At 45.6% G+C, this 22,716-nt stretch carries 22 protein-coding genes, 1 tRNA gene and 1 riboswitch; of the genes, 16 read left to right on the top strand and 7 right to left on the bottom strand.

What is annotated here, in order from left to right; translation table 11 throughout:
- Positions 1 to 235 precede the first annotated feature (235 nt).
- From HF894_RS09165 to HF894_RS09155, 3 genes are read left to right on the top strand one after another with little or no spacing between them, the layout of a single operon-like run.
- Positions 236 to 400 (top strand): hypothetical protein, encoded by a 165-nt coding sequence (locus HF894_RS09165; RefSeq protein ID WP_204971755.1) that lies wholly within the window; start codon positions 236 to 238, stop codon positions 398 to 400.
- Positions 387 to 944 (top strand): TonB-dependent receptor domain-containing protein, encoded by a 558-nt coding sequence (locus tag HF894_RS09160; protein ID WP_204971806.1) that lies wholly within the window; start codon positions 387 to 389, stop codon positions 942 to 944. The genes HF894_RS09165 and HF894_RS09160 overlap by 14 nt, the downstream gene beginning before the upstream one ends.
- A gap of 51 nt (positions 945 to 995) precedes the next feature.
- Positions 996 to 2,039 carry an asparaginase gene (locus HF894_RS09155; protein ID WP_204970536.1) on the top strand — a complete coding sequence of 348 codons (1,044 nt, stop codon included), beginning with the start codon at positions 996 to 998 and terminating at the stop codon, positions 2,037 to 2,039.
- Between the two features lie 20 nt (positions 2,040 to 2,059).
- Here HF894_RS09155 and corA read toward each other — a convergent pair whose 3' ends face one another.
- Positions 2,060 to 3,079 (bottom strand): magnesium/cobalt transporter CorA, encoded by a 1,020-nt coding sequence (gene corA, locus HF894_RS09150; RefSeq protein WP_075317249.1) that lies wholly within the window; start codon positions 3,077 to 3,079, stop codon positions 2,060 to 2,062.
- 80 nt (positions 3,080 to 3,159) lie between these two features.
- Positions 3,160 to 3,379: riboswitch (cobalamin riboswitch) on the top strand.
- A 69-nt stretch (positions 3,380 to 3,448) separates the two neighbouring features.
- On the opposite strand from corA, the gene HF894_RS09145 reads away from it, so the two are divergent.
- From HF894_RS09145 to HF894_RS09125, 5 genes are all read left to right on the top strand, one after another.
- Positions 3,449 to 5,467, top strand: a complete 2,019-nt coding sequence (locus HF894_RS09145) for a TonB-dependent receptor plug domain-containing protein (RefSeq protein ID WP_204971753.1) — start codon at positions 3,449 to 3,451, stop codon at positions 5,465 to 5,467.
- Positions 5,468 to 5,536: 69 nt separating this feature from the next.
- Positions 5,537 to 6,646 (top strand): YncE family protein, encoded by a 1,110-nt coding sequence (locus HF894_RS09140; RefSeq protein ID WP_204971751.1) that lies wholly within the window; start codon positions 5,537 to 5,539, stop codon positions 6,644 to 6,646.
- A gap of 5 nt (positions 6,647 to 6,651) precedes the next feature.
- Positions 6,652 to 7,791 (top strand): ABC transporter substrate-binding protein, encoded by a 1,140-nt coding sequence (locus HF894_RS09135; protein ID WP_204971749.1) that lies wholly within the window; start codon positions 6,652 to 6,654, stop codon positions 7,789 to 7,791.
- 1 nt (position 7,792) lies between these two features.
- Positions 7,793 to 8,821 carry an iron ABC transporter permease gene (locus tag HF894_RS09130; protein ID WP_204970541.1) on the top strand — a complete coding sequence of 343 codons (1,029 nt, stop codon included), beginning with the start codon at positions 7,793 to 7,795 and terminating at the stop codon, positions 8,819 to 8,821.
- Between the two features lie 127 nt (positions 8,822 to 8,948).
- Positions 8,949 to 9,125 (top strand): DUF4250 domain-containing protein, encoded by a 177-nt coding sequence (locus tag HF894_RS09125; RefSeq protein WP_021846160.1) that lies wholly within the window; start codon positions 8,949 to 8,951, stop codon positions 9,123 to 9,125.
- A 25-nt stretch (positions 9,126 to 9,150) separates the two neighbouring features.
- Here the strand turns inward: HF894_RS09125 and HF894_RS09120 are convergent, their stop codons facing one another.
- Complete coding sequence (locus tag HF894_RS09120) at positions 9,151 to 9,429, bottom strand: hypothetical protein (RefSeq protein ID WP_204971747.1); 279 nt, start codon at positions 9,427 to 9,429, stop codon at positions 9,151 to 9,153.
- 212 nt (positions 9,430 to 9,641) lie between these two features.
- On the opposite strand from HF894_RS09120, the gene HF894_RS09115 reads away from it, so the two are divergent.
- Positions 9,642 to 10,202 (top strand): Spy/CpxP family protein refolding chaperone, encoded by a 561-nt coding sequence (locus HF894_RS09115; protein ID WP_204971744.1) that lies wholly within the window; start codon positions 9,642 to 9,644, stop codon positions 10,200 to 10,202.
- 107 nt (positions 10,203 to 10,309) lie between these two features.
- On the opposite strand, the gene HF894_RS09110 is transcribed toward HF894_RS09115, so the two are convergent.
- Positions 10,310 to 11,680, bottom strand: a complete 1,371-nt coding sequence (locus tag HF894_RS09110; RefSeq protein ID WP_204971741.1) for a TrpB-like pyridoxal phosphate-dependent enzyme — start codon at positions 11,678 to 11,680, stop codon at positions 10,310 to 10,312.
- 56 nt (positions 11,681 to 11,736) lie between these two features.
- Positions 11,737 to 11,913 (bottom strand): hypothetical protein, encoded by a 177-nt coding sequence (locus tag HF894_RS09105; protein ID WP_159436213.1) that lies wholly within the window; start codon positions 11,911 to 11,913, stop codon positions 11,737 to 11,739.
- Here HF894_RS09105 and HF894_RS09100 point away from each other — a divergent pair.
- From HF894_RS09100 to HF894_RS09090, 3 genes are all read left to right on the top strand, one after another.
- Complete coding sequence (locus HF894_RS09100) at positions 11,912 to 12,589, top strand: response regulator transcription factor (protein ID WP_204971739.1); 678 nt, start codon at positions 11,912 to 11,914, stop codon at positions 12,587 to 12,589. The two genes, HF894_RS09105 and HF894_RS09100, sit on opposite strands and share 2 nt — an antisense overlap.
- Positions 12,586 to 13,857 carry a sensor histidine kinase gene (locus HF894_RS09095; RefSeq protein WP_204971737.1) on the top strand — a complete coding sequence of 424 codons (1,272 nt, stop codon included), beginning with the start codon at positions 12,586 to 12,588 and terminating at the stop codon, positions 13,855 to 13,857. The genes HF894_RS09100 and HF894_RS09095 overlap by 4 nt, the downstream gene beginning before the upstream one ends.
- A gap of 111 nt (positions 13,858 to 13,968) precedes the next feature.
- Positions 13,969 to 14,406: a PepSY-like domain-containing protein gene (locus HF894_RS09090; protein ID WP_204971735.1), complete on the top strand. Its 438-nt coding sequence runs from the start codon at positions 13,969 to 13,971 to the stop codon at positions 14,404 to 14,406.
- A gap of 103 nt (positions 14,407 to 14,509) precedes the next feature.
- Here the strand turns inward: HF894_RS09090 and HF894_RS09085 are convergent, their stop codons facing one another.
- Both HF894_RS09085 and HF894_RS09080 read right to left on the bottom strand, forming a co-directional pair.
- Positions 14,510 to 15,721 carry an L-serine ammonia-lyase gene (locus HF894_RS09085; RefSeq protein ID WP_021846153.1) on the bottom strand — a complete coding sequence of 404 codons (1,212 nt, stop codon included), beginning with the start codon at positions 15,719 to 15,721 and terminating at the stop codon, positions 14,510 to 14,512.
- Between the two features lie 47 nt (positions 15,722 to 15,768).
- Complete coding sequence (locus HF894_RS09080; protein ID WP_204971733.1) at positions 15,769 to 18,315, bottom strand: endonuclease MutS2; 2,547 nt, start codon at positions 18,313 to 18,315, stop codon at positions 15,769 to 15,771.
- A 135-nt stretch (positions 18,316 to 18,450) separates the two neighbouring features.
- Between HF894_RS09080 and HF894_RS09075 the strand changes: the two genes are divergently transcribed.
- Positions 18,451 to 18,535: transfer RNA gene (locus HF894_RS09075), tRNA-Ser, on the top strand.
- An 85-nt stretch (positions 18,536 to 18,620) separates the two neighbouring features.
- On the opposite strand, the gene HF894_RS09070 is transcribed toward HF894_RS09075, so the two are convergent.
- On the bottom strand, positions 18,621 to 19,136 hold the full coding sequence (locus HF894_RS09070) for a pyridoxamine 5'-phosphate oxidase family protein (protein WP_204968925.1): 516 nt from the start codon (positions 19,134 to 19,136) through the stop codon (positions 18,621 to 18,623).
- Positions 19,137 to 19,441: 305 nt separating this feature from the next.
- Here HF894_RS09070 and HF894_RS09065 point away from each other — a divergent pair, with 305 nt between their 5' ends.
- From HF894_RS09065 to HF894_RS09055, 3 genes are all read left to right on the top strand, one after another.
- On the top strand, positions 19,442 to 20,779 hold the full coding sequence (locus HF894_RS09065; RefSeq protein ID WP_204971731.1) for a DUF2130 domain-containing protein: 1,338 nt from the start codon (positions 19,442 to 19,444) through the stop codon (positions 20,777 to 20,779).
- A 312-nt stretch (positions 20,780 to 21,091) separates the two neighbouring features.
- Positions 21,092 to 22,096: a WYL domain-containing protein gene (locus tag HF894_RS09060; protein WP_204971729.1), complete on the top strand. Its 1,005-nt coding sequence runs from the start codon at positions 21,092 to 21,094 to the stop codon at positions 22,094 to 22,096.
- Between the two features lie 36 nt (positions 22,097 to 22,132).
- A complete protein-coding gene (locus HF894_RS09055) occupies positions 22,133 to 22,714 on the top strand; it encodes a hypothetical protein (RefSeq protein ID WP_204971727.1) in 582 nt (193 codons plus the stop codon).
- The last annotated feature ends 2 nt before the right edge of the window (positions 22,715 to 22,716 follow it).

The following is a 22,716-nucleotide window of genomic DNA, read 5'->3' as shown; positions in this document are numbered from 1 at the left end:
CAAGGAAAGCAATGCTTTTCTACTGATAAAACACCGTTTTCCCCTCAAAAAACAATCCCCCACATCCTGTTCTACAACGCTTCTGAAAGGGAAAAACGAATTTATACAGAAAAAATTCTCCCTACGAATAGGGGATTTCTACAAAGGTTGCGTTATACGAGTGAAAGCGGCCCGGCCGGACGCTCTCAGAGAAACAAATCAATAAGAGTATTCACACCTAAACGAATTAGAAATTATGAAAATCAAATTTATCGCATTATCTTTGTGTATGGTTGCAAGTGTAAATATCATCAAGGCGCAAGACACAGACAAGTCGTCCTATCAGCCTAACAATCGTCATGAATTCCGCATCGCCGTCAGCGACGGACTGACATCAAGGACAAACTATCCTACCTGGTGAGTGCACGACGCAGGCTTCTCTAGACAACCTGACGCAGGCAAGACACGAACCTATCAACCAATTCTCCCTCTTCTACGACAACCTGATACGGATTACCCCTCGAATCACAACTCAGGTAGGCGTACACTTTGTAGGTTACATTCCCCAAAGCAGCCGTTCGTACTACAGCATACAACCCCGTTTTTCGCTCAAATACCAACCGGCCGAGCAAGAATTGATCTACCTTCACTTCTCACGAATGGAACAATTCTACCATTACCTGCGCTTCGACTACCTGGCTTTTCCAACAGACTTCCGCATGCCAAGTATCGACGGATTCAAGCCTCGCTCTTCGGAACATTACGAAGCAGGATGGAAACATTTTCTGAAGAACGGACAAATAGAGGTATCGGCCTACTATAAGACACGAAGAAACGTAGTGGCCTTCAGCCCCCAGAATGCATCCGAAGGTAGCTCTGAGCTACTACTCCGTACACTGGTATCGCAACTGCCTGCCCTATGCTTCGGTGAGCTTCAAGTTCTGAAACAAGTTGCGGATTTGTAATTTGTTTAGTACCTTTGCCCTACATTAGAAACAAAAGCCTGCAGAATGCGTATGAAAACAGCGGATTGCCCTTCAGTATTACTGATATATACCGGCGGTACCATCGGCATGATCGAGAACCCTGAAACCGGAGCCTTGGAAAGCTTTAACTTCGACCAACTGCTGAAACACGTACCCGAACTGAAACGATTCAACTGCCATATCTCTACCTACCAGTTCAATCCACCTATCGATTCATCAGACATGGAACCCGAACTCTGGGCCAAGATCGTAAAAATCATCAGCAGCCATTACAATGACTATGACGGCTTCGTCATCCTGCATGGTACGGATACGATGGCCTATACAGCCTGCGCGCTGAGTTTCATGCTTGAAAATCTGTCGAAACCCGTCATTCTGACTGGCTCGCAACTACCTATCGGTATGCTGCGCACCGACGGCAAGGAGAACCTCATTACGGCTATTGAAATAGCAGCCGCACGCCGTCCTGACGGCACACCCATGGTACCCGAGGTCTGCATATTCTTTGAAAACGAACTGATGCGCGGTAACCGTACGACCAAAATCAATGCGGAAAATTTCAATGCCTTCCGTTCTTTCAACTATCCGCCACTAGCCAAAGTGGGCATCCACATCCGCTACGAAGAACACCTGATACGTCGCCCCGACCCTTCACGACCGATGAAGCCACACTACCTGTTTGATACCAATGTCGTAGTGCTGACTCTTTTCCCCGGTATTCGTGAAAGTATCGTCAGCTCCGTCCTCCATGTTCCAGGTATCAAAGCCGTGGTACTCAAGACTTTCGGATCGGGCAATGCACCACAAAAAGAATGGCTGATCCGCCAACTCAAAGAAGCAAACGAACGAGGCATCGTCATCGTCAACATCACTCAATGTCAACGGGGAGTCGTCGAAATGCAACGCTACGGTACCGGTCTTCAACTGCTCCAAACAGGTGTTATCAGCGGTTACGACAGCACACCCGAATGTGCTGTCACCAAACTGATGTTCCTCCTGGGGCACGGCCTGAACCAACAGGAAATACGCCGTCTCATGGACTCAAATCTGGCAGGAGAAATCACAAAAGAATAATAAGCCCAACCTTACTGGAGCTATTGCCATTTACGCGAACGTAAAATAAGGTATGAAACCACTCCAGCAGCAATCATTACTCCCCAGGCCATCAGATATCCGTATTTCCAATCGAGCTCGGGCATAAACTTGAAATTCATGCCCCACACTCCTACCAAAAAAGTGAGCGGAATAAAAATAGTAGATACCACCGTAAGCCGTTTCATGATGTAATTCATGCGCATGTCACTGTTCGAAATATAGAGATCCATCAGTGATGAAAGCGTTTCGCGGCAACCTTCGACAAGCTGTACGGCATTGAGCAAGTGGTCGTTGACATCATTGAAAAAAGGACGGTTGGTCTCATTGATAAGCTCGGAATCCGGATGCAAAATTTTAGAATATTGATCCTTCAACGGTACGACTGTCCGTTTTATTTCCATGTAGCGTTTCCGCAACATTTGCAATTGCATCCGAATGTTATAACTAGTCGTGGCAGCCAACAATTCGGTTTCAAGATCATCAAGTTGATCGCCTGTTTCAATAGCCAATGAAACATAATTTGAAACCAATTCGTTGAATAACACAGAAAAGAGATAATCGGACGAGCGTGTACGTATCTTCAAAACGTTTTCCTGCAAAGCCTTGACCGCATCATCGAAAAAAGAAGCTTCACCTTCAGTAAAGGTCAGCACCACATTCTCACCTTGTATCAGTCTGACAGACGTTTCGGTATCTTCATGAAAAATACGAGTTACTACAAAATTGAAATCACCGTTCTTCTCGATTTTGCTGGGATGGTCTACATTCAAGATGTCCTGCATCATCAAAAAGTTGATTTTGAAATAAGTACATATATTCCGGATATATTCGGTATCTTTCAATCCATGAACCCTTATCCACAATTTGTTTTCGGTAGGCGTATGTGACATGATTTCCTCAAAATCATTGCAAATGGTTTCACTAAAATGGTCGGATGAATAATTAAGCAAATGAACATGAGTATGTGTACAATTGTCACCATTGTAAGTAAGGCGTTCAGACAATAAATTGTTTTTCATCTTTATCTGAATAGTTTTAAGTTCCTCGGACAAAGTTATAAAAACTATCGGTTTCTTTGCATTGGTTTCAGATTCTTTTCCTAACTTTGCAATAGTTTTGTTCTGCCAGTTTCCAATTGCGAAGCTAGCGGATGAAAAGGGAATCGGGTGAAAGTCCCGAACAGTCCCGCTGCTGTGAGTTTCACATCTTGAGAGCATCAACACGCTCTATGCCACTGTTACTTCTGCCAAAGCGGAAAAGACGGGAAGGCGATGTTCTCCGAAACGAGTCAGAAGACCTGCAAAACAAAAATCATGCTTGACGCTTGCGAGGATGAGCGTAAAGATCGTGTAGAAAGTAGTATACAACTACAGATTGACAGAAAGGAAATGAAACAAATTTGTCTTTTCCATCGGCGATGGGGAGGTTGGATTGTAGCGTTGTTGCTGTCTGGCGGAGCCATGGCTCAGGAAGCGAGCGACACGATTACGGACAGGATACACCAGATAGACCGTGTAACCGTCACTGCCCGACGTGTACCCAACAAGCTGACCTCGACAGCACCCGTACAGAGCCTGTCGGGGCAGGACATCGAGCGTCTGGGTATTCAAGACATGGCCGATGCCGTACGCCGCTTTGCCGGAGCACAGGTGCGCGACTACGGCGGTATAGGTGGCCTAAAGACCGTTTCGGTCCGTAACATGGGAGCTGCACATACAGCGGTGAGTTATGATGGCGTGACAGTGAGTAACTGCCAAGCCGGGCAAATAGACATCGGACGGTTTTCACTGGACAACGTGTCGATGGTTACGCTAGCCGTAGGACAGACGGACGATTTATTGCAGACAGCCCGACACTATGCCTCGGCAGGCGTTCTCAGTATCGAAACCGAGAAGCCTCATTTTGATGAAGGCCGCCGCTATGCCTTGCGCGCCCGTGTCAGTGGAGGATCTTTCGGATACATTACACCGTCCCTGCGCTGGTGGCAGCAACTGAGCAGCCGTACACGTCTGGCTGTTGACGGCAGTTTCATGCGGGCCGACGGTAACTATCCTTTTACATTGGTAAACGGGAAATACGTCACACAAGAACGACGTAACAATTCCGACATACTCTCAGGGCAGGGCGAAGCCAACCTATATCATACATTCAAAGACAATAGTGAACTGGATGTAAAGGCTTACTATTACCGTTCCCGCCGTGGACTGCCCGGAGCCGTCACTCTCTACAATCCTTTATCTGACGAACGCTTGTGGGATGAAAACATCTTTGTACAGACCCGTTACAAGAAACAGTTCAATCCACGATGGGCTATGCAGGTACAGGGCAAATACAATCATGGCTGGAACCGCTACGAAGACCAAGGAGCGGAATATACTGACGGCACCTATAGCGAACACCACAAACAGGATGAATACTATCTGTCGGCATCTGTCCTCTACCGTCCGCTGGAAGGATTATCCTTTTCCTTGGCACAGGACGGAGTGGCGAATACGCTGCACAACACCTTGCCCGAATGCCCCTTTCCCACACGCTTAACTTCCATCAGCGCATTCAATGCCCGCTATAGCAACGACTGGTTAACAGCTACGGCTTTATTGGTACATACCGCTACTTTTGAACATGTGGAAAAAGGCGAGGCACCCGACAACTTCCGCCGCTTCGCACCCTCCTTATCTGTCAGCCTGAAGCCCTGGCAAGAAGAGGAGCTTTTCCTGCGGCTGATGTACAAGAGCACCTTCCGCCTGCCCACCTTCAATGATCTTTATTATTACCGCTTGGGAAACCGTAATCTGCGGCCAGAGAAGGCGAACGAATACACTGCCGGCCTAACTTGGAGTCTGCAGAAAGCTGCCTGGCTGGACTATCTGTCCGTCACACTGGACGGTTACTTCAACAACGTGACGGACAAGATCGTGGCCTTCCCCTCTACCTACACATGGAAGATGGCCAACTACGGACGGGTGCATGCAGCGGGCATAGACGCCACTCTGGCTGCTTCGGCAACACTGGCATCGGGTTATGACCTTACGTTCAGCGGTAACTACATGTGGCAGAAAGCCATCGACCTGACCGACCCCGATGCCAAGAACTATCGTGACCAGTTGCCCTATACACCCGTACACAGTGGAAGCGCCTCGCTTATTGTCGGCACCCCCTGGCTCAGCTTGGGATATTCGCTGGTGGGCGTAGGTGAACGATATTATATGTCACAGAACTTACCCGAAAACAGAATAGACGGCTATGTGGAGCAGAGCCTGAGCCTTTCGCGCAATTTCAACCTGAAACAGGGACGCATAGCCGTAAAGGCCGAGGTGCTGAACCTGGCGGACGAGCAGTATGACGTAATCAAGTATTACCCCATGCCGGGCCGTTCGTGGCGACTAACCGGCAGTTTCTATTTCTGATACAACGGAAAAATCTAATACTTAAATAAAAATAAATATGATTGACTTAAATATAAACAAAGTATGAAAATGAAAGCAAGTAATCTATGGTATGGCCTGCTGTGCATGCTGGCCGTGAGTGTAAGTTTATCTTCTTGTAGCGACGACAACGGTAATAACGACGATGACCGCGACGATACGGGGTCGAAGGTCCAGTTACCGCAAGTGCGCGCCTTCTTCCTGAACGAAGGCTCCTATAATGGCAATAATGCGGGAATCTCATTCTATGCGCCTAACGGCGATGCGGATTTCATTAGCGACATTTACAGCTATCAGAATGATGCCAAGCTGGGAGATACAGGTCAGTGTATGATCGAATATGAAGGAGAAATCTATGTGGCTGTCTATGGATCGAATTATCTGGCTAAACTCAACTCTGCCGGCGTGGAGCAACAACGACTTTCGTTTGTCACAGACCCGGAACTGAGCGCAGGCATTCGTTACCTGGCTGCTGAAGACGGTTACATATATGCTTCCTTCTGGGGTGGCGTAGTAGCCAAAATCAACGCACAGACCTTGAAGGTAGAAAGCAAGCTTACGGAGCTGGGCGACAACCTGGAAGGCGTGGCCATCTGCAAGGACATGCTCTACGTGGCCAACAGCTGTACAGCCGAATATGTTTACCACAACGAGGTAAAGGTGATAGACCTGAACACGTTCAGCTTGAAGGAAACGCTGACAGTAGATCTGAATCCGAATACCTTGATTGAAGAGGAGGATAAAATATTTCTTATTTCATGGGGAAACTACGTTGATGTAGGCTATTCGCTCCAAATGATAGACCCTAACAACAATAATCAGGTGACACCCTTGGGCGAAGTTACCAAGATGGGGGCAGGAAACGACATGCTCTACCTCACCTACTCTTCGTACACCAATCCTGAAACAAAATTTTTCTCCTATAACATCCGTACGGGACAGATGGACCAGACTTCCTTCCTGAAAGACATTCCCGAAGAACTGAAAACCAGTACCATCTACATGATAGCCGTAGACGATGAATACAATGGGGACATTTACATAAGCACCACCGATTATAAGACCAACGGCACCATCTATCGTTTCAAGAAAGACGGAACCTTTGTCGAGAAGTTCGATGCGGGAGGTATCAGTCCGAATTCAGCCGTATTCTTCAACTAAATCCCATGAGAAGATTTCCTATATTCATATTCATCTGGGGAGCGGCCTTGTTTCTTTCCGCCTGTAGCGGAAGGGGCAAGGCTCTCCCTGCTTCTACGGAAGGAGATACCCTATCCCTGCGCTACGCCGAGAACCTGACGCTCGTGGATTATCCCGGCTATACGGTAGCCACGCTGCGAAATCCTTGGGACACGCTTAAAACACTGCATACCTATATACTGGTGCCTAAATCGAACGATCTGCCCGATAATCTGCCAGCAGGTACAGTGGTACGCACTCCTTTAACAAAAGCGGTGGTCTATTCTTCTGTCCACTGCGGATTGCTTCATGAATTAGGTGCCGGAAATGCGATCGGTGGCGTATGTGACTTGAAATACATTAAGCTACCCGAACTGCATAAAGCCGTAAACCAGGGGCGTATAGCCGATTGCGGCGACGGCATGAATCCGGACATGGAACGTATCATCGACCTCCATCCCGACGCCATCCTGCTGTCTCCCTTCGAAAACAGTGGTGGATATGGACGGGTGGAGAAACTGGGAACGCCCATCATCGAATGCGCCGACTATATGGAAACTTCGGCCCTGGGACGTGCAGAATGGATGCGCTTCTATGGCCGGCTGTTCGGAACCGTCTCGCAGGCCGACAGCCTGTTCGCCCGCGTGGACAGCAGTTACAACCGGCTCAAACACCGGGCAGCCCTGTCATCCGTCCGCCTGTCGGTGGTCTGTGAGTTGAAAAACGGTTCAGCCTGGTATGTGCCCGGCGGACGCAGCACAACAGGCCGATTACTGGAAGATGCATACAGCGATTACGCTTTTGCCAAAGACGCTCATAGTGGCTCTGTCCCTCTGCCCTTCGAAACGGTATTCGAGAAAGCAGGCGATGCAGACATATGGCTCATCAAGTACAACCGCCAGCACGACATGACTTATGCTGACTTGCAAGCCGACTTCGTGGGTTACACAGGCTTCAAGGCGTTCAAAGAACGCCGCGTCTATGGCTGTAATACCGGAAAGGTCGCTTTTTATGAAGAAACCCCTTTCCATCCAGACAGGTTGCTGGCAGATTTGATACAGATCCTACATCCAGAAACGGACATCTCTGACGGACTGCGTTATTATAAAGAATTAAAAGAAAACTGATATGAATAGAGGCTGCAAATACGGTATAGGCTTGACAGGAGTCATCCTGCTGTTGTTCATAGCCAATCTGCTGATTGGTTCAGTGAACATTCCCCCCGCCGACGTGTGGCATATCCTGACCGGTGGTGAAAGCAGCAAAGCCAGCTGGAGTTTCATCGTATGGGAAGCCCGCCTGCCACAGGCACTAACAGCCTTGCTGTGCGGCGGTGCCCTGGCCGTGTGCGGGCTCATGCTGCAGACGGCTTTCAAGAATCCGCTGGCAGGCCCCTCCATTCTGGGTATTAATTCGGGGGCTAGTTTGGGGGTAGCTTTTGTCATGCTGCTGTTCGGAGGAAGCGTCACGGCAGGTACATTCAGCCTCTCAGGGTTTCTGTCAGTTCTGGCAGGAGCCTTCATCGGAGCGATGGCCATCATGGCCCTCATCCTGTTCTTCTCTACACTGATCAAGAGCAACGTGATGCTGCTCATCACGGGCATCATGATAGGCTACATTGCCTCGTCTGCCATTTCACTGCTCAATTTCTTTGCCACAGCCGAGGGAGTGCAGTCGTACATCATCTGGGGCATGGGAAACTTCGGCGGCGTCTCGCTGCAACAGATGCCCGCCTTTGCATCGGTCACTTTATTGGGACTGGCAGGCGCCCTGATGCTCATCAAGCCACTCAATGCCTTGTTACTGGGGGAAAGGTATGCCGAGAACCTGGGAGTGAACATCCGCCGCGTACGCAACTGGCTGCTGGTAGTAACCGGCCTGCTCACCGCCATCACTACTGCCTTTTGCGGTCCGGTGGCTTTCATCGGCCTGGCCGTCCCCCATGTGGCCCGCATGCTGCTGGGCACGTCCAACCACCACTCGCTGCTGCCCGTCACCATTCTGAGCGGTGGAGCCGTAGCCCTTCTTTGCAACCTGATCTGCATCTTGCCCGGCGATGCCGGCATTATCCCACTGAACGCAGTCACTCCCATCATCGGCGCGCCGGTCATCATCTACGTCATTGTAAGTCAACGTAAGTCACAACATTTTAACTGAGTTTGCGACTTGCACCACGCAAACGGTTGCAGGCCAAAACTGGTAAAATTGACATAAATCAAGCGAATGTACTGTAGAAACCTTTATCTTTGCGCCCGGTATTAGTTTAACATAAAAGATTGTTGCAATGAATTTACCCGAAGAACCGATGATGCTTTATAGCTTCGTCAACATGAAGTTGCGAGATTCCTATCCTACGTTGGATGCTCTTTGCGAGGACATGAACGTAGAGAAGGCTGAGATTCTCAGAAGGTTAAAAATGGTGGGATTCGAATACGACCCCGAACGCAACAGATTTTGGTAAACTATCGAGTTTACAGTTGAATCCTCTAAAAAGAGGGGGCATCAAAAGATGCACCCTCTTTCTTTTTTGTGAAGCAGGCAAAACGCAATTTCCGCATGGAAAAACCCCGTTCCGGTTTCAAAAAATGCAATTTCCACATGGAAATACCATTTTCCGGTTTCAAAAAACGCATTTTCCACCCGGAAATACCATTTTCCCGTTTCAGAAAATGCAATTTCCACATGGAAAATCCATTTTTCCGTTTCAAAAGCCCGATTTCCACACAGAAATCGCATTTTCCCGCTTCAAAAGCTGCATTTTCCATGCGGAAACCGGCTTTTCACCCCGCGAAATCCCCTCACCCTGTTAATAAAGCACAAAATCGGACCGCCAGATTTTACTTTTCCACTCTTCGACGCTCTAACGAAATTGAAGGCCGACGCCGACAAGAATCCCACATTCCGGATACGGGATTCCCGACAGGCAAGGTCGGCGACAAAAACAGTGTTGTATAACCCATCAAAAAAAGAAAGACGTATGAAGACAAGACTTACCTCACTCCTGGTATTGGCGTTATGCGCCGTAGGCAGCCTTTCTGCCCAGCCGCGCCAGAAACAAACAGAAACCAAAGCAGAAAAACCTCGATTGACAGAAGAAGAAAGAATACAGCGACAAGCCAATCGCATGTCGGCCGAGTTGATGCTGGACGACAAGACCTCTGCCAAATTTACCGACGTCTACCAGCAATATCTGAAGGAAATGAACGACTGTCGCAAAGAAAATAGAAAAGCGATGAAGGAAAGTTGTCCCCAAGGGCGTACAAAATGTACCCAAGGTGAAAAGCCAGCCCTGACGGATGCAGAAATAGAAGCACGCATCGAAAAGCGTTTTGCACAGCAACGCCAGATGCTCGACATCCATGAAAAATACTACAAGGAGCTTAAGAAGATTCTGACGCCCAAACAGCTGCAAAGAATCTATGAGAAGCATCCCGCAGGACCACGCCACGACAAGCGCATCGGCCGCAAACACGCCCCAGCTTTCGGACACGGACAACATGCAGCCCCCTGCCGCGAATGCCTGCAGCAACCCAAGTAATCACACGGAAATACTTCTTTGATAAAAAGAAACACGAGAAAATGTGCCTGCCCTGGCACATTCCTCGTGTTTCTTACTTTTAACCAATCTCAAAGATAGACTGGCTGTTATTTATCCAAATTGTTAATCTCATCCAGATTCTTTTGAATATCTTCATCAGTAAGCGAATAGTTCACCAAGTCACCCGCCAGATATTTGTCGTATGAAGCCATATCAATAAGGCCATGACCTGAAAGATTGAACAAGATGACTTTCTCTTCACCGGTCTCTTTACACTTATTGGCTTCGCGAATCGTAGCCGCAATGGCATGACATGACTCAGGAGCCGGAATGATTCCCTCAACACGAGCAAACAGACAACCTGCTTCGAACGACTCCAACTGCTGGATATCCACCGCTTCCATCAAATGATCCTTCAACAGCTGTGACACAATAACACCCGCACCATGATAACGAAGTCCTCCGGCATGAATATTGGCCGGAGCGAAGTTGTGTCCCAACGTAAACATAGGCAGCAACGGAGTATAACCAGCCTCATCACCAAAATCATATTGGAATTTGCCTCGCGTCAACTTAGGACACGAAGCAGGCTCGGCCGCGATGAAACGGGTAGTCTTCCCTTCCAGAATATTGTGACGCATAAAAGGAAAAGCAATACCACCAAAATTGGAACCTCCACCAAAACAGGCAATAATCATGTCAGGATATTCACCAGCCATAGCCATCTGTTTCTCAGCTTCCAAGCCAATGACAGTCTGGTGAAGTGTCACATGACTCAACACAGAGCCCAATGTGTATTTACAATTAGGCGTCGTACGCGCCAGCTCAATAGCTTCGGAAATGGCAGTTCCCAGCGAACCCTGATGATTGGGGTGTGCAGTCAGAATATCCTTACCGGCACGAGTCGACATAGAAGGTGACGGTGTAACCTGTGCACCGTAAGTCTGCATGATACTGCGGCGATAAGGTTTCTGTTCATAGCTGATTTTTACCTGATATACGGCGGCCTCCAATCCGAAAAGACGGGCAGCATATGCCAACGAAGCTCCCCATTGTCCGGCACCAGTCTCAGTTGTCACATTCGTAACCCCTTCTTTCTTGCAATAATATGCCTGCGGAATGGCAGAGTTCAATTTATGTGATCCCATAGGACTGACACTTTCGTTCTTGAAATAGATATGTGCCGGTGTTCCCAAAACTTCTTCCAGTCCGTATGCACGTACCAGTGGCGTGCTACGATAGTATTTGTACATTTCGCGTACCTCTTCAGGAATCTCAATCCAGGGATCCGTCTGATTCAGTTCCTGATGACACAACTCCTTGGCAAAAATAGGATACATGTCTTCCGGCTTCAGCGGCTCATGAGTAGCAGGATTGAGTGGCGGCATGGGTTTATTCACCATATCAGCCTGTATGTTATACCAATACTGTGGTATTTCGTCTTCAGTCAAGATAAATCTTTTCGTACGTTTGCTCATAGTGGTATTTATTAGAAATTGTTCGTCCAAATGTATGGATAATTTTTAAAATACTGTCATATTTCTGTAGATATTTTGTTTTTCATGTCTATTTTACGTCCCAGCACAACACTTTTCTGCCTCAAAGTTCTTCTATTTCTCTCGGTTTTGCTTGGACGACGGCTTATTTTTTCTTTTCTTTGTCTTGCTCTTTCCAGATTTTTTCCAGTATTACACAATAGTTTTGCTGACATGAAAATATTAGTAGTAGAAGACGAACAGGACTTGCGTGAAACGATCCGCACCTCCCTCTTAAAAGAAAAATTTGTTGTCGAAACTGCTGCAGATTACCATTCCGCATTCGACAAGATCAATGACTATGATTACGACTGCATTCTACTGGACATTATGCTGCCAGGTGGAAGCGGTCTGGACCTGTTACGTGAACTGAAACGCCTGCGACGCAGTGACAGTATACTTATCATCTCGGCCAAGGATTCGTTGGACGATAAAGTAGACGGGCTTGAACTGGGAGCTGACGATTACCTGACCAAGCCATTCCATCTTGCTGAACTAAACGCGCGTATCAAATCGCTGATACGCCGTCGGCAAAATAATGGTGATACCAGCGTGAAGATGGGTAACGTCATCCTCTATCCTGACAAACGCCAAGTTGAAATAGACGGAATCCCTTTGCAACTCAACCGCAAGGAATTCGACCTCCTCTATTATTTTGTAGCCAATCCCAACCGAGTCATCAACCGCATGAGCCTAGCCGAATCAGTTTGGGGAGACAATATCGATCAAACCGATTCGCTGGATTTCATTTACTCTCAGGTGAAAAACCTGCGCAAGAAACTGAAACAGGCCGGATCCACAATTGAAGTGAAAGCTGTCTACGGATTCGGCTACAAATTATCTGAAGTATGAAACTGCTCCATTATACCTATCGTAAACTTTCCTTATGGCTATTGGTTCTAATGGCCGTATGGGGGGTATTGTTTTACTACACCATCATGTATGAGCTGATGGACGAAACAGACGATACACTGGAAAACTATGCCCAAATTATCATCAACAATGCCCTCTACGACGAGAGTGTCCTCAATACGGAAGGCAACCTGATGTCCTTCTATTATTTCCATCCTCTTTCAGTGAAAGAGGGTGAAAACTACCGCGACATGTTCTACGATTCATTGGTCTATGTAGAAAGCGAAGACGAACACGAGCCAGTGCGCGTATACCGCACCGCCTTCCGTATGCCCAACGGGCAATTCTATGAGTTGGAACTGATGATTTCGACTCTTGAACGCGATGATATGGTCAATGCCATGTTCTGGTATCTGATAGCATTGTTTGCCCTTTTTCTATGCAGTACAGCCATTGGTACCCGACTTATCTTACAGAAAATATTCCGTCCGATGAACCGCCTCATGGATTGGCTACAACACCTACACCCGGGAGCCGAAGTTCCACCTTTGGACAATGCAACTAATATACGAGAATTCCGTCTGTTGGGCGAAGTGGCCTGCGACATGGCCAATCGAAGCCATAAAGCATACGAGGAACAGAAACAGTTCATAGAAAACGCTTCACACGAACTCCAAACCCCGTTAGCCATAGCTCGTGGTAAACTTGAACTGTTTGCCGAGAGTGAAAATATGACGGAGGAACAACTAAAAGAGCTTGACGCAATTTATACTACATTGGGACGTGCTGTCAAACTAAACAAAGCTCTGTTATTATTGTCACGCATTGAAAACGGACAATACACCGAAACAGAAAACGTATCCATTGACGAACTATTGGAGGAAGTGCTACCAGACCTTATGGAGATATACGAGCATAAGCAAATCAGCTTGGAACAAAGAAAGGGAGATTCTCCTTTCATCATACGTTGCAATGCTTCCTTAGCCCATATTTTAGTGACTAATCTAGTGAAAAATGCTCTGTTACACAGTCCTGAAGGCGGACGGATCGTAATAGCGACAACAGCTTCTTCACTTACGATAAAAAATAGCGGAACAGCAGCATTGGATTCCTCACAACTATTCAAACGATTTGCCCACAGTGTAGACCGCAAAAAAGAATCTACAGGTTTGGGGCTGGCCATAAGTGAAGCCATCGCTTCCAGTTGCTCACTTCATCTGACCTACCATTGGGAAGAAAGTATGCACGTGTTCTCACTAGTTAAATAATGTAAAGCAAAAAGTATTGGACCGTTTTTCCCATTTTTTTCCAAAAAGCCCTACTTACTTTGCAGTACGAGAAAAAACAATAGTATTAATCCATAAAAAGAAGAATAACATATGAAAAAGATGATTACATTCCTGATGATGGTGGTAATGACCGTACAATTCAGCTTGGCCCGCGACGTAATCACCATGAATCCTAAGGAACTGCCAGTAGCAGCGCAGACATTTCTGAAACAATATTTCGAAAACCGTCAAATTTCTTATATTAAAGTGGAAAGTGAATTTCTGTCGAAAAAGTATGAAGTAGTGATGACCGATCGTACAAAAATAGAATTTGACGGAAAAGGGAACTGGGAAGAAGTAGATTGCAAACGAAGCGAGCTGCCTAAAACGCTCGTTCCCGACTACATCCAACGATTTATCAACGAGCAATATCCTGGCGTAACCTACCACAAAATAGAACGCGACCGCGGGGAAATAGAGGTAGAACTGAGCAACCGGCTTTCGCTGAAATTCAATAAAAAGGGACAACTAATAGACATTGACGACTGATGCGTCTGCCGACAATAGGAAACAATGTATAATATAAATAAGGGCTTTGCAGTGTCACCGCAAAGCCCTTATTGCATCAATAAAAAGCCAAATGTATCATTTATCACATAGGTTTATAATCCTTAGCCAATCCGCCTTCACTGGTTTCCTTATAGAGTGAAGGCAGATCGTTGCCTGTCTGCTTCATAACCTCAACCACCTTATCGAACGACACACGATGCATACCATCGGTGAACGAAGAGTAAAGGTTTGCATCCAGTGCACGGGCAGCAGCATAAGCATTGCGTTCGATACAAGGTATCTGTACCAGCCCACATACAGGATCGCACGTCATACCCAGATGATGTTCCAACCCCATTTCGGCAGCATACTCAATCTGTGCCGGACTTCCACCGAACAACTGGTTCGCAGCAGCCGATGCCATAGAACAAGCAGTCCCCACTTCGGCCTGACATCCGGCTTCAGCTCCAGAAATAGAAGCATTCTGTTTCACGATGTTACCAATAAGACCAGCTGTAGCTAGTGCGCGCATGATACGAATGTCGGAAAACTCGCGACTCTGCTGGAGATGGTAAAGCACGGCAGGAACTACACCACACGAACCACAGGTAGGAGCCGTTACAATGGTACCTCCAGCAGCATTTTCCTCACTCACGGCCAAGGCGTAGGCGAAGACCAACCCGCGACTCTGGAGTGAAGCTTTGTAACCTCGCGCACGAATATAGTAAGTCGATGCCTTGCGACGCAAGTTCAGTGGCCCAGGCAGTACTCCCTCATTCTCCAATCCGCGACGGACAGAGGCCTTCATCGTTTCCCACACTTCAGCCAAATAGTCCCAAATATCACTTTCCTCACATTCTTTCACATATTCCCAGTAACTCTTGCCGGTACGTTCACACCAGTGCAGAATTTCAGTCAAATGATTCATCTCATATACATCAGGAGTATTGACCGAAGCTACCCCATCACTTTCTTCCGCTAAAGCTCCTCCACCTACACTGAATACAGTCCACGTATCAGTTTCCTTACCTTCAGCATCCAAAGAAACAAATTTCATACCATTGGGATGGAAAGGAAGAAAAATCTTGGGTTCCCAAATAATCTCCACCGGCGCAGCAGGTTGAAGAGTATCAGTAATAGCCACGTTAGTCATATGCCCCTTACCCGTGGCAGCCAAACTGCCGTAGAGAGTTACTTTGAATGCAGCCGCCTCAGGATGCCGTTGCAGAAAAATTTCGGCAGCTTTACGCGGTCCCATTGTGTGGCTGCTCGAAGGTCCAGTACCAATACGATAAAGTTCTTTAATTGATTTCATCAGAGTAAATGATTTATAGATTAAATGATTATTCTATGATATTTTGATTATGATAAATCTACCACTGTAATGCCTGCCCCGCCAAATTGAACATGTTCGTCCTGAAAATGACGGACCCCGGGTACAGTCTGCAAATACTGGCGAATAAGGGTACGAAGAATACCCGTACCTGTACCATGTAAGATACGCACACGCGACACCCCCACCAAGATAGCATCATCAATAAAATAAGTCACCGCCTGCAAAGCCTCGTCACCACGCATACCACGCACATCAATATCCTGTTTGAAAGCAAGCTTTTTATCATACATACTGTCCTGCGTCTGACTGCTGACAAAAGTTGCCTTGACATTACCCGATGATGTTTGCGGACGTGCTTGTGTCACCTCCAGACGATCCAAACGAACAGTGGTCTTCAGACTACCAAAGGCCACAACTGCACTTTTTCCACCTATTTCCATTACTTCACCCACCGCAGTCTGCCCCTTGATGCGTACATAGCAACCGGGCACAATAGCTTTCAGTCGTTCAGCCTCCAGACGTGCTTGCCGGGCAGCCTGTTCCTCAGGCGAAAGAGAGGGAGTTTCCGTTTGTCGGTTCTTCTTTTCCTTCTTACGGTTCTGTTTCTCCTTCAACTTCTCCATCTTGCGGGCTATCTTCTCCTCCAACTCGCGGTTTGTCTGTTCCTCAAGATTTTCACGGAAGTCTGTCAGTTCCTGACGCGCCAAACGCGTCTTTTCCTTCTCGGCTTGTGACTCCTTGATCGTTCGTATGGTATTCTCAATACGTGCATTGGCCTCCTGCATCAGGTGCTCGGCTTCTTCACGCGCTTTCTTCAATATTTCCTTCCGCTCTTTCTGCAACGTTTCCATTTCCGCCTGATAACGGGCAATGGTTTCTTCCATCTGCTTCTCACGCTGTCGGATGTTCTGACGTTTGGTCTCCCAATAGCGTTTGTCGCGCACGATGTCTTGCAGGTATTTGTCGCTCTGAATGTATTCACTGCCCACTATTTCTGATGCGTCGGCAATGACATCTTCGGGCAAACCTATCTTGCGGGCAATCTCAACGGCAAACGAACTGCCCGGATTGCCTATCTGTAACTGAAAAAGCGCCTGCATCAGATGGCGGTCGTAAAGCATGGCTCCGTTCACGACTCCTTCATGATTCTCGGCAAAGTGTTTCAGATTCTGATAATGAGTCGTGATGACACCGAAGGTTCGCTTCTGATTAAAACGCTTCAACACAGCTTCGGCAATGGCACCACCAATCTGCGGCTCCGTTCCTCCACCGAATTCATCGATAAGAATGAGACTACGGCTGTCACATTGCTTCATCATGATTTTCATGTTCGTCAGATGCGATGAATAGGTACTCAGGTCGTCTTCTATCGACTGTTCATCACCAATATCAATGAAAATGCTACCGAAAATACCCACATGGCTGCGTTCGTGCATCGGTACGGGCAACCCACATTGCAACATATACTGCAACAGCCCCACCGTTTTCAGGCAGACAGACTTTCCTCCAGCATTCGGACCGGAAATAATAAGGATACGCCGCTGTTCGTCCAGTTCGATATCCAACGGCACAACCTTCTTACCATGACGTGCCAGCGACAACTGCAATAATGGATGTACAGCCTGCCTCCAGTCTATTACCTGCCTGTTTTCAATGGCAGGTTTCAAGGCCGAGGTCTGTATGGCCAGCAGTGCCTTGGCACGGATAAAGTCTATTTCAGCCAGAAATTCGTATGACAACAATACGCTGGGAACCTGTGGTCGCATCCGATTGGAGAAGTCCGTCAAAATACGGATGATTTCGCGACGTTCGTCGCTTTCCAGTTCGCGGATACGATTATTGGCTTCCACCACTTCGGCCGGTTCGATGAACACCGTCTTTCCACTGGCCGACTCGTCATGGACAATTCCCCTGATCTTCCGCTTCAGGGCAGGCGCCACAGGGATGACCAGACGCCCGTCGCGCATAGTCGGCGTCACGTCTTTGTCTACCACTCCCTCGCTCTGTGCACTGCGCAAGATACTGTTCAGCGACCGCGAAATACTCCCCATCGTAGAAGCCAGTTCGCGCCTGATACGAGCCAATTCAGGCGAAGCATTATCCTTGATCTTACCATAGGGAGAAAGGATCTCATTGATGCGTGCAATGATTTGCGGAAAAACATCAATATCTCCGGCCAACCTGTTCAAGCAGGGATAAGGTATATTTTCTTCTTCCGTTTCCTGCCTGCTGCCGTCTCCAGCCTTCAGGAAGCGTACGATATCACGTATCGTCTCCAACGACCGCCTCAAATCGAACAGCTCCTGTTCGTCCAGATACATGCCTTCCACACGTATGCGGCGAAGAGCCGGACGTACGTCAAAGAAATATTGGGCAGGGAAGTTATCCTCTTCCTGCAAGATACGTATAAATTCATCGGTTTGTTCCAGTCGTTCGTTCACCTCATTGAATTGGTCAGTGAAAGTCATTTCAGTGACTCTTTCTTCCCCTAAAGTACTGAGGCACTTCTCCTTCAACAGTTGTCTGATCTGGTCGAAACCTATCTTTTGTTCAAAGTTCTGTGGATATATCATGGGGGTTAGCCTGTTATTTCGCGTACAAAAGTACGATTTATTCATGAAAAAACAGCCAGAATGTTTGCAGTTTTAAAAATGATTTGTACCTTTGCACCGCCTTAGAAAAACAGAGGCACTCCCCAATGGAGTTTTGGAGAGGTGGCAGAGTGGTCGATTGCGGCGGTCTTGAAAACCGTTGTACCGCGAGGTACCCGGGGTTCGAATCCCTGTCTCTCCGCAAATTATTAAAAATCAAGCATTTAAAGAAACGTCCGACTATATATTATAGTCGGACGTTTTTCATTTTTATTCAGTATCTTACGTCATTCCATCCTTCCATACTTCATTTCTTCTCCATTTTTATCATACTGCTTACGCTTACCAGTAGGAAGGTCAGTCAACGTTATGCGAACCACAGCTGTACGATGAATACTTCTCTTGACTGCATCGTCGAAAGCCTCCATGTGCTTGGGCAGAAAACGCTGACTTATCAGCTTGAGAGCATGTATCTTTTCATCGTCATCTGTCACAAGTTCCGCTTTCCCAAAGGCTATTGCAGAACGATACTGAAGCGTAAAAGTACCATCTTTAGGCCCAACCGTAGGTTGGCATTTCGTGACAGCCGAAAGGCATACCTCTGGATGTACAGCCAGTGCATCGAGCTTGTCACCTTCAGGCGCACAATGAAAATACCACACATTGTCGCTAGCACAAGCCAGCGAGAGCGGCACACCATAGGCCGTACCATCCGCCCTTGTAAAACTTACAGTAATGTACGGAGCCTTGCGCATTATTTCCAACGCCCAATCGCTACTCATTTCTCTGCTTACTTTTCTCATATTCTTTTTAGTATTTAGAAAATCATCCTTTCATTCCACTTTTACGGCTTACAAAAATACAATTGACACGCCAATAAACGTATAAGAACAGCTGTCAATTTGCACAAATAACACGGATAATCTCAAAAAGCAATGCTTCCCTGTCCCTAAAACAGTGTTTCGCCCATCGATAACAATGCTTTTCTCACAAAGAGGCACTTGGCACATAATTAAATTTATTATCTTCATGCAAAAAATCTGCATAGTTAATATTTAACTTTGCATCAAAAACAAATCTAGTCTAGAATTCTAAATTGATTAAGTATATGAAAGAGTTAAAATGCCCCAATTGCGGAAGTGTATTTTCAGTAGATGAAGCAGACTATGCCTCCATTGTTAACCAAGTGAAAACACTGGAATTTGATGCTGAAGTTGAATCTCGCCTCAAAGAGATAATGAAACAAAACAAAATCCAGCAAGAAGCGGATTCGATGAAAATCAGTCAGAAATATCAGGAACAATTAAATTCAAAAGAAATCGAATTATCGAAAAAAGAGAACGAGATCGTTAAACTTCAAGCTCGCTTAGACAGCTTCAACCAAGCTAAGCAACTGGAATTGGAAACAGAGCGTGCAAAAACCAATGAGGAAATTGTACGATTGAAATCGATTATTAAACAAAATGAAAGCAACATACAGGTTGCTATTCTTGAAGAGCGCAATAAAGTAAAAGACCTCATTCAAACAAAAGAAAATTCTTTAATTGAGTTGAGGAGTCAAATTGATTTAAAACAAAAGGAAGCTACCATCCGGGAAGCCAGCATTAAAGAAGATTACGAGCGGCAACTCAAGCAAAAACAGGAACTCGTAGATTACTATAAAGACCTGAAAGCGAAACTATCGACAAAGATGATAGGCGAATCACTTGAAGTTCATTGCAGTAATGAATTCAATCGTGTGCGTACAAGTATGTACCCCAATGCATACTTTGATAAGGACAACGATGCCAGCCATGGAAGCAAAGGAGATTTCATTTTCCGCGATTATATAGATAATATTGAATATATCTCAATGATGTTTGAAATGAAGAATGAAATGGACGAAACAGCTACCAAGCACAAGAACGAGGATTTTTTTGCCAAACTGGATAAAGACCGGAGAGATAAAGGCTGCGAATACGCCATTCTCGTTTCGCTGTTGGAGCCCGACAACGACCTGTACAATGAGGGTATCGTGGATGTGTCCTACCGCTATCCCAAAATGTTTGTCATTCGTCCACAATTCTTTATGCCACTGATATCCCTACTGACCCAAGCCTCAAAAAAGAGCATCGAATATCAAAAAGAGCTGATTGTAGCCCGCCAGCAATCGGTGGATGTAACTAATTTTGAAAATAAGTTGAATGACTTCCGGGACAAATTCGGCTACCACTACCAACATGCAAGCGCAAAGTTCAATAAAGCGATTGAAGATATTGACAAAGCGATCATATCTCTTCAAAAAATGAAAGAAGATCTTATGAGCTCTGCAAATTATCTCAGACTTGCCAACAACGACACTGAAGCCCTTTCAATCAAAAGACTTACGCGTGGTAATCCGACCATGAAAAAGATGTTCGATGACGCAAGAGCGGCCGGAAATGACACCCCCTCCGATGCTGACTGATTTTTAAGGCATACGATAAAGGAATCAGGCCAAAGCATATACATCTCTGACAGGAATGTTTCTTAAAGGACACGATTGAAACAAATTCAAATGTGTTCTTTAAGTACATTTCTTGATTTGCTGATAAAATTATCTGCTACAATTTGCAAATACTGAAAAAAATTACGATTATTGTATGGATGTTGTGTATGTGATATCCATTTATTAGTCCAACACAAACTAATACATTAAATATCAGAGACATACAACTACCCCATGTATTAATCTCGTTTCTTAGAATATTCCAATAAGATAATTTGTAAATTAAGAATTATGCCTGTCAACAAACATTTATATAAAAGATATAAAATTATAGATTACTGTCTTCGCGATGTAAACAGAGAATATACGTACGAGACTTTACTTGAAACAGTAAATGCCCGTTTGAGAGATATTGACTGTGACACCATACAGCTTAGACAATTAAAAGCTGATTTGGCTGAATTTAACAGCAAAGAAGATTTTGTTAATATCAAACTGGGAAGAAGAAAGATTTTGAGATATGAAAATGTCCTTTGTCCCTTTCCGTTCGATTATTTTAATGATTGGATAATGACTTCTATTGACAATATATTGAAATTACTTTCTGAACCGGAATTTTCAGAAAAACCTATTTTTAAGTCTATGCGTATGCTCATATCGCATATTCCTGTATTTCTATCATCTAAAATAGATTCCAATTTCTTGGAGTTTGAAGATAATCCATTTTTAAAAGGGGTAGAACACTTTGATCAAATTCTGTATTCTATTTTAAATAAAGTTGTTTTAAATATAGAATATGAACCCTACGGTAAATCTTCCATTCAGTTTGTCGCTCATCCTTATTCTATCAAGCAATTTAACAACAGATGGTTTTTGATATGCAGCACGGATTCTTTTCCCAACAACCTTACTAATTTGGCAATTGATAGAATAAAGTCTCTACAAATAAACGAGAGCATCCAGTTTCGCGATAGTCCTGTTAATATAGATGAATACTTTGAAGACATTGTCGGCGTAACAGTGAGTCATAATGAGATTGTAAAGATCAAGCTTAAAGTATCCGAGAAAAGATACCCATATATCGAATCCAAACCTATCCATTCTTCACAAACTGAGCTGAAGTCTGAAAGAACAGATGGATATAGGATCATTACCATTAAAGTCAAACCCAATAAAGAGCTAACGAGCTTACTGCTTTCATACGCTGATGACATTGAAATCCTCGAACCTGAATACCTCAGAGAAGAAATGAGGAAGAAGGTCGAAAATATGTATATGAAGTACGCACAGAAATAGTACCGTTAATCCTTTATACACATTTCACATTGTATTATGAATGACACTATTACCATAAGAGCAACCAAAAAATCTCTTAGCACCGCAGTAAAGGCATTATTTGCAGGATATAAGAAACATGCAAAGTACTCGGACGCTTACAAACTATCTTTAAGCGTCGCAACTCCGGGTCTTGTCACAGCGAGAGTCCTTGGAGGAGAATACTCGTTTGAAGCCGAAACAGAGGGTACTGGCAGTTTCTCCGTTTCCTACAGGTGGTTCAGATTGTTTGTAAAGGACTGCAAAATGAAGCAAATCTGTATGGCGGTCAATGGCGGATCCTTATGTTTGAACAATACCGCTACCATTAAAGTAGAATATACAACCGCCGACATAAATGTCCCCTTGTCACTGTTCTACACACCAGGCGAAATAACGAGGGTTGACTGGCCTAACATCAACGAACAGATTATAGATTATTGGGGGCTTAAACCTCAAATTGAAGAAGCGGAAAATCGCATTAAGGATGTGATCAATACCGTATATATCAAGTTGGCCGACTACTTACCGCCAAATTCAACAGAAAGCAAAATAAAAGAGAAGATTCGGGAAATTATAGCAGGAAAATCGATGTGTTAACC

The sequence above is a fragment of the Caecibacteroides pullorum genome, assembly GCF_019239235.1.
Classification (GTDB): domain Bacteria; phylum Bacteroidota; class Bacteroidia; order Bacteroidales; family Bacteroidaceae; genus Bacteroides; species Bacteroides pullorum.
This window is presented reverse-complemented; position numbering and strand designations above follow the sequence as displayed.